The organism is Mesorhizobium sp. WSM4312, assembly GCF_002294875.1.
Classification (GTDB): domain Bacteria; phylum Pseudomonadota; class Alphaproteobacteria; order Rhizobiales; family Rhizobiaceae; genus Mesorhizobium.
On sequence record NZ_NSFU01000029.1, the window covers coordinates 24,275 to 37,549 of the forward strand.

At 62.8% G+C, this 13,275-nt stretch carries 10 protein-coding genes and 1 pseudogene; 4 read left to right on the top strand and 7 right to left on the bottom strand.

The features are described 5' to 3' along the window. Positions 1 to 1,560 (top strand): E2 ligase fold family C protein, encoded by a 1,560-nt coding sequence (locus CK228_RS31710; protein WP_024505651.1) that lies wholly within the window; start codon positions 1 to 3, stop codon positions 1,558 to 1,560. 206 nt (positions 1,561 to 1,766) lie between these two features. On the opposite strand, the gene CK228_RS31715 is transcribed toward CK228_RS31710, so the two are convergent. The 7 genes from CK228_RS31715 to CK228_RS31745 all read right to left on the bottom strand — a co-directional run bounded on the left by CK228_RS31715 (position 1,767) and on the right by CK228_RS31745 (position 9,734). Continuing rightward, positions 1,767 to 4,235: a S8 family peptidase gene (locus CK228_RS31715; protein ID WP_063169237.1), complete on the bottom strand. Its 2,469-nt coding sequence runs from the start codon at positions 4,233 to 4,235 to the stop codon at positions 1,767 to 1,769. A 17-nt stretch (positions 4,236 to 4,252) separates the two neighbouring features. Further along, positions 4,253 to 5,239: an ATP-binding protein gene (locus CK228_RS31720; RefSeq protein ID WP_024505649.1), complete on the bottom strand. Its 987-nt coding sequence runs from the start codon at positions 5,237 to 5,239 to the stop codon at positions 4,253 to 4,255. Between the two features lie 355 nt (positions 5,240 to 5,594). Beyond that, the gene (rlxS, locus tag CK228_RS31725) at positions 5,595 to 7,565 is read right to left on the bottom strand and encodes a relaxase/mobilization nuclease RlxS (protein ID WP_063169238.1); all 1,971 of its coding nucleotides are present in this window, start codon (positions 7,563 to 7,565) and stop codon (positions 5,595 to 5,597) included. Between the two features lie 178 nt (positions 7,566 to 7,743). Further along, a complete protein-coding gene (locus CK228_RS31730; protein ID WP_024505647.1) occupies positions 7,744 to 8,427 on the bottom strand; it encodes a lytic transglycosylase domain-containing protein in 684 nt (227 codons plus the stop codon). After that, positions 8,415 to 8,963: a S26 family signal peptidase gene (locus CK228_RS31735; RefSeq protein WP_024505646.1), complete on the bottom strand. Its 549-nt coding sequence runs from the start codon at positions 8,961 to 8,963 to the stop codon at positions 8,415 to 8,417. The genes CK228_RS31730 and CK228_RS31735 overlap by 13 nt, the downstream gene beginning before the upstream one ends. After that, positions 8,960 to 9,229, bottom strand: a complete 270-nt coding sequence (locus CK228_RS31740) for a helix-turn-helix domain-containing protein (RefSeq protein WP_024505645.1) — start codon at positions 9,227 to 9,229, stop codon at positions 8,960 to 8,962. Before CK228_RS31740 ends, CK228_RS31735 begins: the two co-directional genes overlap by 4 nt. Before the next feature lie 181 nt (positions 9,230 to 9,410). Then, positions 9,411 to 9,734 carry a DUF736 domain-containing protein gene (locus CK228_RS31745; protein WP_024505644.1) on the bottom strand — a complete coding sequence of 108 codons (324 nt, stop codon included), beginning with the start codon at positions 9,732 to 9,734 and terminating at the stop codon, positions 9,411 to 9,413. A gap of 1,010 nt (positions 9,735 to 10,744) precedes the next feature. Here CK228_RS31745 and CK228_RS35045 point away from each other — a divergent pair. The 3 genes and pseudogenes from CK228_RS35045 to groL all read left to right on the top strand — a co-directional run bounded on the left by CK228_RS35045 (position 10,745) and on the right by groL (position 13,169). After that, the gene (locus tag CK228_RS35045) at positions 10,745 to 11,092 is read left to right on the top strand and encodes a hypothetical protein (protein WP_063169239.1); all 348 of its coding nucleotides are present in this window, start codon (positions 10,745 to 10,747) and stop codon (positions 11,090 to 11,092) included. 62 nt (positions 11,093 to 11,154) lie between these two features. Next, positions 11,155 to 11,448, top strand: a pseudogene (gene groES / locus CK228_RS31750) (co-chaperone GroES); the annotation flags it as partial. A 65-nt stretch (positions 11,449 to 11,513) separates the two neighbouring features. Then, a complete protein-coding gene (gene groL / locus CK228_RS31755; protein WP_063169240.1) occupies positions 11,514 to 13,169 on the top strand; it encodes a chaperonin GroEL in 1,656 nt (551 codons plus the stop codon). The last annotated feature ends 106 nt before the right edge of the window (positions 13,170 to 13,275 follow it).

Below are 13,275 nucleotides of genomic sequence, written 5' to 3' on the forward strand. Positions count from 1 at the left end.
ATGGCATTCGCTAACTTCATCGATCGCGCCGCCACGGCGGCATCTCAGGTCCTGGCCGATTTTCATCTGGGAGACTTCAAAGCAGCTCTTGAAAAGCAGGTCGTGGCAGTCGCCTTCGACCATCAGGCCGCTTCCTGCGCCGAAGGCCAGGCGACACTAGATCTTGCGGTGAGATTGCTCGCTAGGCTCTACCCGGTTCTGGCGATACTCCCGCTGGACAGCGCGGCGAGCTCTCAAGCCCAAGCGCTGGAGCGCTTGGCAAAGTCGATCAATCCAAAAGTCGGCATCCGGCGTTCCGGCAAGTCTGCCACCGTCTGCGTCGTTGCAGGGGTAACGCGCCCATCACTCCGGTGCCCGATCTTTTTCGTGGGATCGGACGGTTGGGCGGCAAAGCTGTCGCGTACGGACCCGGTGGGCTCTGGCCCAAGTCTGCTGCCTTATGGAGCTGGCGCCGCCAGTTGCTTCGGCGCCGCCAACGTCTTTCGAACTATCTTCGCTGCCCAGTTGACCGGCGCCGAGTTGGACGAAACCATCGACCTCTCGCTATGCAGCTACGACAAGACCAAAGCCGGAGAGCCTGGCCCGATCGACTTCCCAGTCGACCTTGGCGAAACCCACCTCGTTGGGCTCGGTGCGATAGGCCATGGCTCGCTTTGGGCGCTAGCGAGACAACCCGATCTCAAAGGTCGTCTGCATGTAATCGATCACGAAGCGATCGAACTCTCAAACCTGCAGCGCTACGCATTGGCTGGCCAGGCGGAGATTGGTATGTCCAAAGCGGTTCTTGCAGCCACCGCCCTTAGATCGACTGCCCTTGAGGTCGAGGCGCACCCTCTGACGTGGGCAGAATATGTTGCGCGCCGGGGCAATTGGGTCTTCGACCAAGTGGGTGTGGCGCTTGACACCGCCGCCGACCGTCTGGCTGTCCAAGGTGCACTGCCGCGATGGATCGCAAACGCTTGGACGCAGGAGCACGATCTCGGTATCTCCCGGCATGGTTTCGATGACGGCCAGGCTTGCCTTTGTTGCATGTACCTGCCATCCGGAAAATCCAAGGACGAGCACCAGCTGATTGCCGAGGAACTCGGAATACCGGAAGCACACGAGCAGGTGAAAACGCTCCTGCAGACCAATGCCGGAGTTCCCAACGACTTTGTAGTTCGCGTGGCTACAGCGATGGCTGTGCCGTTTGAACCGCTAGCCCCGTTTGTCGGCCAGCCCCTGCGCTCCTTTTATCAGCAGGCTATCTGCGGCGGTCTGGTGTTCCAGCTTAGCGAAGGAAGTCGCCGCGTTCGAACTGTGGTTCCGATGGCCTTTCAGTCGGTGCTTGCCGGGATTATGCTTGCCGCGGATTTGGTCAAACATAGTGCGGGGTTTCCCATGAGCCCGACGACGAGCACTCGGGTGAATCTTCTGCGCCCCCTTGGCTCTCACTTGCACGATCCGAAGGCCAAGGACTCCAGCGGCCGCTGCATCTGTAGCGACGACGATTTCATTGCCGCTTACAGGCGCAAATACGGCGAGCGCGTTGATCAGGTAAGCGATGTCTCGGCCGCCTAAACAGACGCGCACCTCTCCGTAGACGCAGGGGGCGCGGCTTGTGGGCGTGACCATGGGCGCCATTATCACACGCTTGGCCCGCTCCTTTGCCGGCCTATCGTCCTCCGCGCATGATCCCTGTTGCCGACGTGATGATCCAGCACCAGCCGCCATGGCACCAGAGGCTGGTCAAACCTCCGTTGTTGGCCGATTTGGACAGTGCTGCATCAGGTCTCGACCGACGTCTCGACAGTCAGGGCTGCTTCGACGGGTGTGAAGATGTCAACATCGACCCCAGGCGCCCGCATCGTCACAATCAGGGCGTACCGAGCCAGAGCGTCGACGCGTTCCAGGTAAGGCTTCTCCTTCCACCAGCCCCCGACCGGGAACACGCCGATCGCATCACGCTCGGCGAGATCGGCGGCGCTGCCCGACCAGAAATCGGCGTGCAACGAGCCGCGATCGCGGAAGGTGCCGAGCAGCCACTCTTCTCCGCCTCCAGCAGGCGCCCCTTCCTCCTCGTCCCGAGCGGCCTGATTGATGCGGGCTCGGAATTCGTCGACTGTCTCGGTCGCTGACTTTACTCTGAACCGAAGACCATGGGACGCGTAACGATGCCGGCGGGTCCATCCGCGTTCACCGGGGTTGGGTTCGATGAAATAGGACAGCGTGACGCGGAGCTCGACCTGGGCAGCGCCGAGCGCCGCGAGCTGCTCCTTCGGCCAAGGCAGGCGATGCAGCTTCATGTCACGCGTTTTGGCAGCCGCGCCGCCCTCGCGCTGGAAAGGCTGAAGCTCATCTTCAACGATAAGCGTGAGGTCGTTCACCGTTGACAGAAGCGCGCGCCCAAGATCTGGCACGCCGTAACCATAGCGCCGCACGAGCGCCTGGATCTCGCCCTTCGCTCCGTTGCACGCATCGATGCGTGCGCGCATCGCCGGAGTCCATTCGGCCGAGTGGACGATCAGGGCGCGAACCGTTTCAGGCCACAGCTCGGGGCGCGCTGATAGAATTAGTCCCGCCATCCGTGCGGCATGGGCCGTTGCCGCGCTCGTATCTCCGAGGGTGGTGAAGTGGCGCAGTTCGGGTCGATAGAAAGTGGTCAATATCTGCAGATCGTCGATCGGCTCGCCAGGCAACACACCGTCATGGGCGAGATTGCCGCCTTCGAAGACGACCTCGGGCTTCACCGGCCACTGCCTGTCCCAAACGACCGAAGTGCGACTGCGCGGCGAGAGCTCGCCGACCGGCGCGATCGGAGCGTAGCCCGCAAAGTCGGTGTCAATGATATCGACCTTTTCTGTGAAAGCGCCGACCGTCAGCGCATTCCAGGCCTGAGAAGGATCATCGACTGCTTCCAGATCGTTGCGCGTCAAATGCTCGGCCGGCATGAGGTCATCGCCGATGTTGCCGGCAGAGAGAACGATCAAGCGTCGCTGCTCCTCTTCGAAACAGAGTTGGTCGATAGCGGCAGACCACGATGTGGGCCTTCCACGCGCCGGACTGGCGCTTGTCACAGCCATTGCGATCGCGCGGCGGCGCTCCGGCGCCTGCACCTCGGCGCGGGCGATCGCTTCCGCGGTGATCGAGCCATAGAGTTCTGGATCGTTTGCCTCGTCTTCTGGCGGAAGGATACGGACACTCTCCAGCCGAAAGGGCAATGGAACTGGATCGCCTCCGACCAGGAGCGGGACCAGATCACCGTACAGGCCGACACCTGCCATTCGCGTCCCGTGGCCGCTCCACGCAGGTGTGTCGTCGCTGCCCCATGCCGGTTTGACGGTGTGCCAGTCTTCAACGGCAAGTGCGGGTTCGATCAACGGGTGGGTGCGACGTACGCCGCTGTCGAGAATGCAGACCGCAATATCGGATTGAGGCGGTCTGACGCGCCCGAGAAGCTCGTCGCTCCAGTCCCTTTGCTCCGCGCCGCCAAGGCCCATGAAGAAGGACGGCGTATCCTTCGCGCGCCGCAGCTCGGCGACGACATCGCTGTGCGCAATCATGCGGTCGAGCATTGCCGTGCTGGCGAGTGCCAGCATGACCACCCGCTCCGGAAACCTGACCGCATGCGTGCGCAAAGTGATGTTCAGGGCTTCGGCAATGTGCTCGAAGTTCTCGCGGCGACCGTCGCGCAGCCAGACTTCCCACCACACCTGCTCGTCAGCGGCCTGGGGGAAGAGGTCGTCGTGGTCGGTAAACAACGATCGTGCAGTCGCCAGCCTGACTGTCTCCATGCGGGAGACGAGCGGCTCGTTGCGCGGTCTGCCGCGGTCAGTGTCAACGTCTCGATACGCCTCGACTTTCCGCAAATAATAGGCTTGCGCGCTTTGCGGCAGGAACACCGACGCTGTGATGGGAGCACCGGGTTGAGTTGGCTCATGGACGGCGACCAGCTCCATGTGCTGGCGACGATCGGCCAACTGGTCGAGGGCCGCCCGTCCGGACATGGGCAGATCGATCTCGAGGTAAAAGCCAGGCGTGCCGACCGACAGCTGGGGGTCACGCGCCGCAATCTGCTGGCGTGCACTTTCGACCGCTTGTTCGATGGATTGCGTCAAGGCCGCAGCATGCGACGCCCGATCACGCGCCGGCAGCGGCGGTGCATGTATAAGTTGGTTGGGCCGCCGATAGGCTTCCCGAATGCCGTTGTTGCGAAGGTGGATATGGGCGCGGTCGCGCGGAAAATCGTCTGCCATTATGATCTGTGCTGTCGCTACTCAGACAGCGAAGCCTGCCGGCGTTCCTTCAGAGCGTCGATGAGCGCTTCCGAGGTGATCCGCTTCCCCCCCCGCAATATGATGGTTTTTGCAGCGTCGTCGGCCGCGCGGGTGATCTCGGCCTGCGACAGTCTCTCTGCCTGAGAGATCGCCTCGTTCCAGGCAAGCCCTCTGGTGTCGAAGCGGTCGAGTCGAGCCCGAAGCAGCGCCTCGATAATCGGCCGATCGGGCACGGCGTATTCGATGACATCGTCGAAACGGCGGAACAAAGCTCTGTCGAGCAGCTCGGGATGATTTGTTGCCGCAATAATCAGGCTGTGGCTGTCGTCTTGCTCGAGAAACTGCAGAAACGAATTCAGCACGCGCCGAATCTCGCCAACATCCTGGCGTTCGCCTCGACGCGCGCCGATGGCATCGAATTCGTCAAAGAAGTAGACGCCCCGCGTCGCCTGCATTGCATCAAAAACAAGCCGCAGCTTTCCGGCAGTCTCTCCCATGAACTTGGTGATCAAACCATCGAGGACGATCATGAAAAGGGGCAGATGAAGCTCCCCGGCCAATGCCGATGCGGTCATCGTCTTGCCTGATCCTGGCGGGCCGACCAGAAGCAGTTTGCGACGGGGAACAAGCCCGTGCTCGCGCAAGCTTGCTTGTTGGCGCTGCTCTCCCAGCACGCGGTGCAGGCGCGAGCGCAGACTGTCCGGCAAAATCATGTCCGTCAGTCGCAGGTCCGGATAGCGCACATGCAGGAGGCCTGCGAGTTCGCCCTTTGGCTGAAAAAGGGGAACCGGCCGACTGCTCTTGGCAATCCGGGCGTCCCTGCTCTTGGCTGCGTCGACCAGATCCTTGAGCTCCTGAGCAAGCTTGCCATGGCCTTGACGTGCCTCATGCGCAGCAAGCTGCATCGCGATAGAGAGGAAACGATCCTCGTCGCCGGCAATGTGGCTTTTAAGCAGCGTCACGATATGGCGGGCCGTGGTCATGGCTCTCTTCTGGGGTATCCGTTTACTTGGCGAAGCGCATGCAACCTAAACGCTTTCAACGGCGATTTGTAACGCGCAATGGTGTTTTTTCTCTTGTCGATGTTCGCCCGTGGCAACTTCAGCGGTGAACTGTTGCGCCGCGGTCATAGGCCAGCCGGAATAACGCCGGCCAGCAGACAACAGTCCGCATCTTCGAGCGCTCGAAGTCTGGCCACTCACGCAGCGTGTCGGGTCCGAACGCTCCAAAGCCGCCCCGCCTGGCAGGTCCATGCGACCGATTGCGGGCGTGCGGCCATAAGGTCTACGCGGGCTCGCATGGCTGCCCGCGCCGCTGGCTAAAAAGCTGTACACCATCTCACGAAACACCAGGTCCGCTCCTTTGCCGGCCGACGGTCCATGAAATCCCCTCCCCACTCACGACACCGGAGACCTCCTTGCCCACATGGCGCTCAAGCACCGGCCGCCATGGCACCAGCGTGAACTCGCGCGACTTTTCAACGACGGCATATTTTCCGCTGGCAAGCTCGACGGAGCGGCGGAGCGTACCCTCTACTCGTCCTCCGAATCGCGCTTCGGCATAGGGCAGGCCAAGTTCCTCCGACAGTTGGCCAGCAACACGGTTCAGTTCTCGCTGGCGCAGGATCGAAAGCATGTTGGCTCGATAGACGATCCCATCCTGTTCTTTATGCGCGAGGCCTTGCGCGATCAGCCACTGCCGCCGGCGAGCTTGCGCCTCTCTCACGTCGCGGCCGAAGCCGGATCCGTGCAAAGGCTCGGGTCTATCGGCAACCAGCTCCCGGTCGAGCCAGGTGGCGCCGTTGAAGCTGACCTGTCGCTCCAGCGCCATTGAGGAGAGCTTGTCGGCAACGACAGGCTCGGCCCTGGCCCGCTGGCCCTCATAATTCGCGACGCGATCGAGATGGTCCGGCGCGATGAGCCAGGTGCCGTTCGGCTCTCGCTCAACGCCGCCGGTCGCGCGGCGGATCGCCTCCAGCCGCCGCACATGCGTTCGCGCAAAGCTCTCGGTGGCGGATGGGTCATGCTTCAGGTGCATATCGACGTCGTAACGGCCGCCATGCGCGGCGGCGATTTCGGCGATGGTACGATCGACCTGCCTCGGCTCGGTGTTCCTTGGCGCGACACGCACGATGCAGCCATTAGGCATCGTTTCCATCGCCTCGCCTCTACCGATGTTGATCCAATGGCTCTTACCGTCGACGGCGTCGACGATCATGTAATGGCGGTCATTGATCTCGTCGGCCAGTCCACGCGCGACAACGCGACCGACGAGAGACTGGACGGGCTCGCCGGATCGATCGTGGATCACCCAGTCGGCGGCCCTGCGGGCAAGCCCCTTGCCGGTCAGTTCGCGGTGCATGGTCTTGATGATGTCGCCGCGTTCGCCGGTGCGGCGCAGCGTGGCTTCGAGCTCATCGTCGAGGCGCCAGGAGCCAGCGCCGACCTCCGCGGCCAGACCCATCCGCTCGAGCTTGCGCAGCCGTCCCTGGTGCAGCGTCTGGCGAATGGCGTCGGGACCGCCCGGCGAGACCAGGCCGTCATCATCACGCATGCTGAGCAGCCGACGGTCGATGCTGGTGAAGCGTTCCTGCTCCATTTCCCGGCGCAGGCGAAGCTCAATCTCGCGGTCGGTTCGCGGACCGAGATCGAGGCTGACCAGCTCGGCCGCCCGCTCGCGGATGCCAGATGAGATATATTCGCGCGCGATGACCAGGTTCTCGCCACGGTCGTCCCTGCCACGGACGATGATGTGGCTGTGCGGGTGGCCGGTGTTGAAATGATCGACCGCGACCCAGTCGAGCTTCGTGCCGAGGTCTTCCTGCATCTGCGCCATGAGCCGCCGCGTCAGCGCCTTGAGGTCGTCGTACTCGATGCCGTCTTCGGCAGCGACGATGAAGCGGAACTGATGGCGGTCGCCGTCCGCGCGATCGATGAACGCCTTGCCGTCGACGCGGCCGCTGTCGGCGCCGTAGAGCTCGCCAGGTTCACCTTCGCGGGTGACCCCGTCGCGCTGAAGATAGCGTAGATGGGCACGCGCCCCGTCCGCGCCCTTGCCGGCGAGCTTGACGACCCGCGCCTTGACGATCACCCGGCGCTGGCGGAAGGCGGCATACCGGTCGCGCGATTTCAGCAGTGCGGCGGCCGCCCCGCCGCGCCCTGTCCGGCTTCCTGTGAAGCGACCACCGCGTTGCGGCCGGCCGCCAGCCCGGTTGATCGCCGCACGAACCTGGCCGGCATAGCGTTTGCCGGCCTTCGAGCCGCGCGACCCGATTTTGCCGAGCTTCGGCCTGAACTCGTCATCCTTAATGCGAGCCTCCCAGACATATCAAGCAAAATCAGACACTTACACGTCAAACCCTCTTGGCACCGGCGGCAGCCTCCCGGAAAAACGATGTGCAGACAAAGATTTAACCGCCTCCTGGAGGCGGTACCTTTATCTTGCCTTCCGCGCCCAGCCCCGCCAGACGCGCCCCCGTCCGCCATGGCTAACGCACCGGCTCCTTCGGCTGCGCGCCGTCCTTGCCGAGCGGCACGAAGAGATCGCCGTTTCGCACGCCTGAGTGAACACCGTCATGAATGAAGAACAGCGACCGTCCGAGAGGAGCGATTTGCGCCTTTGGAGCGACAGATTGGCTTTCGAACGCCTCGATGTCGGCCGCCGAAACTCCGGCCGCCTTGAGTTGGTCGAGGTACTCGACGGTCTCTTCTGGCAGCGGTTTGCCACGCTTCAAATGCTCGTCGTAGCGCTCGGGACCGGCATTGTAGGCGCCAAACAGGCCAGGAAATCCGAAGCGGTCATACATGGCACTGAGATAGGCCGTGCCGGCCAGGATATTGTCGCGCGGATCGTGGGGGTTAGGCCCAAGGCCGTGTTCGACCCGCATCTCTTCATAGGTGCCGGGCATCACCTGCATGAGGCCCATGGCGCCAGCGGGGGAGGTGATGGGGCGGCCGCCGCGCATTGTCTTGCCGCCGCTTTCGGCAGCCATGACGGCATAGATCCAGGCTTGGGGAATATGGAAGCGCCGGCTTGCTTCCGATACCAACGTCTGCCACTTTCGCAGCTGCGGACTTTGGGAGATGGCGACCGGCTCAGCGCCGGTCGAGGCGGAACAGGCGCATGGCGCAATGGCGATCATGCCCAACAAGAGGAGGGTCACTCGGTCCATAGTGGTACGAGCCTCCCGATGACATTTTGAGTGGGAACAGGCCCGAAATAGCGGCTGTCGAAGGAGCGGTTTTTGTCGCTGCCGAGCAGGAAAACCTCGTTATCCCCGAGCGCTCGGCAGCCGTTCCACCATGGCAAAGGTCGGCCTTCGGCGTCGATTTTGAGCCGGCGCGCGACGATGTCGCCGCCGATGATGATGGCGTCATTGAAGGCGCAGACATTATCGTCCGGCAGCGCTGCAAGACGTTTTGCCAGCGGCACATTGCGAGGCAGATAGCTGCGCTCGGCGGCGAGATACGCCGCGTATTCAGGCGGGCGCACGAGCACGAGATCGCCACGCGCCAGCGCTCCCGCAGCGATGCGGTAAAGGCCGATCGGCGCGCTGGCCGAGGCGTTCCAGACCAGCCAAGGGGCGGGCTTTCCCAGCGCCGTGAAGCCCAAAAGACCGAGACCGGCCGCGGCCAAGGCGACCGTCTTACGGGCTCGAACACGCCTCAGGCGGCTGCCGATCAGATGGATGGAAGGGCGCCGCCTCATGAACGGCCTCCCGTGCCGCCCTGGCCGGAACCGGCCTTGCCATCGCCGGCGATGGAGTGCTGCGGGTGTCCTTTCGACCAATGGTCGAGTTCGTCGATGTGATAGCGGACATAGCGGCCGTGCTTGCGGAATTTCGGGCCGCCGCCCTTGAGCCGCATCTTTTCGAGCGTGCGCTGGGAGAGCCCGATATAGAAGGCGGCTTGGGCTGTGCTGAGAAACGGGCTGCCCTTTTTCGCGCGGGCCGCGCGTTCGTTTTCGTCGTCCATGATGATCCTCGTTTCGCTTCGGACAAGCGAGGGCGAGGATGGGCGAGGGAGATCGTCTCGGGGACGGGCGAAGAGTCGGGGGAGAGTTTTCGCCGCCCTTTAGGGCGGACGGGGTTTGGGTGGAACTCCTGGGAATGAGCCCCGCGCCGGGGCTGCGGCGCGAGGCTCTTATCTCGGCCGGTCAGTCGGCCGGGTTCCAGATGATGGCGTAGGTGTCGTGATCGTCCTGGCCGGCGGCTCGGCCGAGATTGGCGTAGAGCTTGCGCGGTCCGAACTCCGGCGCTGCAATCGACAGGCTCACATAATCCTTGCCGGAAGTCTCGCCGGTGCGGATCCAGCCAGCGCCGACTTCGACCCCTTGCGTAAGCACCCGGAAGTCGGGATGGTTATCGGCGCTCTTGGCCTGGTTGGGGACGATATCGATGTCGGCGCGGACGCTGAGCGTCTTGAACTGGCCCTTGTAGGCGCCGTTTTCCTGCTTGTTGACGTAACCGATCGCGGTCATTTCGAAGTCTCCTTTTGTGGTTTCGCCGGGGACCATCCCCTGCGATGGCGCACCGTAATGGGCGCGTCAGGACCGCCTGAATCCGACAGGGCCGCAGCGACAGTGAAGGACCCGAGCGGGCAGCTTTTTTGTGAGCGAAGCGGCGCGAGGAAGCCGCCGCAGGCGGCGGGGAAAAAAGCTGATGGCGCGAGGGTTTCGGGCGGCCGGACCCGCCCATAGGTCGACAAGCCAGCCGCAGGGATGGTCCTTGGAGAGAGCATGGAGACCGCTCGCCAAGTGCGGTCTGTCAGCCAAGCAGGACGCCGGGATGAAACGGCCTGCAAAGATGCTGCGCCCTTATGCCGGATCGAGATCGTGCCAGCGGGTCGGGCGCCAGAGCAGACATCCGGCATGGTGCGATCTATGAAAGCAGGGCTCGCCAGCGGGAATTTGATACGCGAGGGGGCCAAAGTAAGGCTGGATGAGAAGCCGGTGCTACCTGCAGGTCCAGTGTCATGTGGCGGCGCTCGGGAAACCGCTACGCAATGTAACGCGCTCTTATGAGGCGAACAGACCGGCCCCAAAACCGATCGACCGGTGGTCGGCGCGAAACGCGTCATGCCTGTCCGAAAGCTGACAGTGGCAGAAGACGCATGTCGGGTTCCGCACAATTGACCATGCTGGATTTGTGAGGTTTTCAGGGAGAGCCATGCGTTCACTTCCCAGTGAGCTTTGGCACGGCATTTGCTCTTGATGTGGCAACACGGATCGAAGGTTGACTGCATGCACAAGCGCGAGATGAGCAATGCTCTCCTTTCCTGGAGGCTTGGCAGCAGATTCGATTTGACGTTGCGAGGAGCTTCAGCCGCTCGCGGCGGAAGTGATCTCAAATCTGAAGGCACCGTTGGGGCCGCAGCCATCAAACACATCTTTCTCTTTTTCGCAGCTCGTCTTCAACGCGATGCGGACTTCTTCGCGTCGACGGCGGCCGAAGGTGGAGAAGGGGCTCGACTTGCAAAAAGGAGTTGTCAATGACGTCTTACGTTCGCACCAACAGCCCGGCGCAGGTGCGCTCACTGTCCACCTTTGGCAAGCATCTGCAAAGGAGCGTGCTGACGGCGACGCTGCTTGCCGCGGCTTCGACGGGAAGTGAAGCGCAGCCCTATGTTCGTGCTGACGGCAGCACGACTGACGACTTGGAAGCGGCGCGAGCAAGTTGGCGTCATGACGCCGAATTCAATGGAAATGTGGGGCTCGCAGCCATCAACGCGGATGCCGCGTATGCGTTGGGTTCCACCGGGGAGGGGGCCAGAGCTCCTCGCCTGCCCTCGTCCGTCTTGACGAGTGCCCGCTTACAGCCTACCTCACTATCGCGTTAGCACTCGTCCATCGCGAGTGCTAACAAAAACCCCTCAACAGCGCACCAGGGAAAAATCCGAAAATGGCAAAGTCGAAGTTCCGCCCGCTGCATGACCGCGTGGTCGTTCGCCGGGTCGAATCCGAATCCAAGACCGCTGGCGGGATCATCATCCCCGACACGGCAAAGGAAAAGCCGCAGGAAGGCGAGATCATCGCTGTCGGCTTCGGCGCTCGTGACGAAGCTGGCAAGCTGGTCCCGCTGGACGTCAAGGCCGGCGACCGCATCCTGTTCAGCAAGTGGTCGGGCACGGAAGTCAAGCTCAATGGCGAAGACCTTCTGATCATGAAGGAATCCGACATCATGGGCATCATCGGCTCATATCAGGCCCTTTCGTCAACTGAATTCCCGGGCTCGATTGAAGCCCCTGCCAGGAGCTAAAAATGGCTGCCAAAGACGTAAAATTCTCCCGCGATGCCCGCGAGCGCATGCTGCGCGGTGTCAACATCCTCGCTGACGCGGTGAAGGTCACGCTCGGCCCCAAGGGCCGCAACGTGGTCATCGACAAGTCGTTCGGCGCCCCGCGCATCACCAAGGACGGCGTCACCGTCGCCAAGGAAATCGAGCTTGAGGACAAGTTCGAAAACATGGGCGCGCAGATGGTCCGCGAAGTTGCTTCGAAGACCAACGACATCGCTGGCGACGGCACCACGACCGCGACCGTTCTGGCGCAGTCGATCGTCCAGGAAGGCCACAAGGCCGTTGCCGCCGGCATGAACCCGATGGACCTGAAGCGCGGCATCGACCTCGCGGTAACCGACGTCGTTGCGACCCTGATCAAGAACGCCAAGAAGATCAAGACCTCCGAAGAGGTTGCCCAGGTCGGCACCATCGCCGGCAACGGCGATGCTTCGGTCGGCAAGATGATCGCCGAAGCGATGCAGAAGGTCGGCAACGAAGGCGTCATCACGGTTGAGGAAGCCAAGACCGCCGAGACCGAACTCGAAGTCGTCGAAGGCATGCAGTTCGACCGCGGCTACCTCTCGCCCTACTTCGTCACCAACGCCGACAAGATGGTTGCCGAACTCGAGGACGTCTACATCCTCCTGCACGAGAAGAAGCTGTCCAACCTCCAGGCCATGCTGCCGGTTCTCGAAGCCGTCGTGCAGACCTCGAAGCCGCTGCTCATCATCTCGGAAGACGTCGAAGGCGAGGCTCTGGCCACGCTGGTCGTCAACAAGCTGCGTGGCGGCCTGAAGATCGCCGCCGTCAAGGCGCCGGGCTTCGGTGATCGCCGCAAGGCCATGCTGGAAGACATCGCCATCCTCACCGGTGGCCAGGTCATCTCGGAAGACCTCGGCATCAAGCTCGAGAACGTCGGCCTCAACATGCTCGGCCGCGCCAAGAAGGTGTCGATCTCCAAGGAGAACACCACCATCGTCGACGGCGCCGGCAAGAAGGCCGAGATCCAGGGCCGCGTTGCCCAGATCAAGCAGCAGATCGAAAAGACCACTTCGGACTACGACAAGGAGAAGCTGCAGGAACGTCTGGCGAAGCTCGCCGGCGGCGTTGCGGTGATCCGCGTCGGCGGTGCGACGGAAGTCGAAGTCAAGGAAAAGAAGGACCGCGTCGATGACGCCCTCAACGCGACCCGCGCGGCCGTCGAAGAAGGCATCGTTGCTGGTGGTGGCGTCGCGCTGCTGCGCGCTTCGGCCAACATCAAGGCCACCGGCGTCAATGCCGACCAGGCCGCCGGCATCAACATCGTGCGTCGTGCGCTGCAGGCTCCGGCCCGCCAGATCGCGGCCAACGCCGGTGCGGAAGCATCGATCGTTGCCGGCAAGATCCTTGAGAACAAGGGCGCGACCTTCGGCTACAACGCCCAGACCGGCGAGTATGGCGACATGATCGCCATGGGTATCGTCGATCCGGTCAAGGTTGTCCGTACGGCTCTTCAGGACGCGGCCTCGGTCGCCGGCCTGCTGGTCACCACCGAAGCCATGATCGCGGAGGCTCCGAAGAAGGAGTCGGCTGGCGGCGGCATGCCTGGCGGCATGGGCGGCGGCGGCATGGGCGGCATGGGCGGCATGGATTTCTAATCCAGCTCTGGCAGCTTTCGCAACGAGAGGGCGGCATCAATGCCGCCCTCTTTTTTTGCGAACCTCGGTCCGATGAACGATCGACGCCAACGCCGGCCATCGGCGT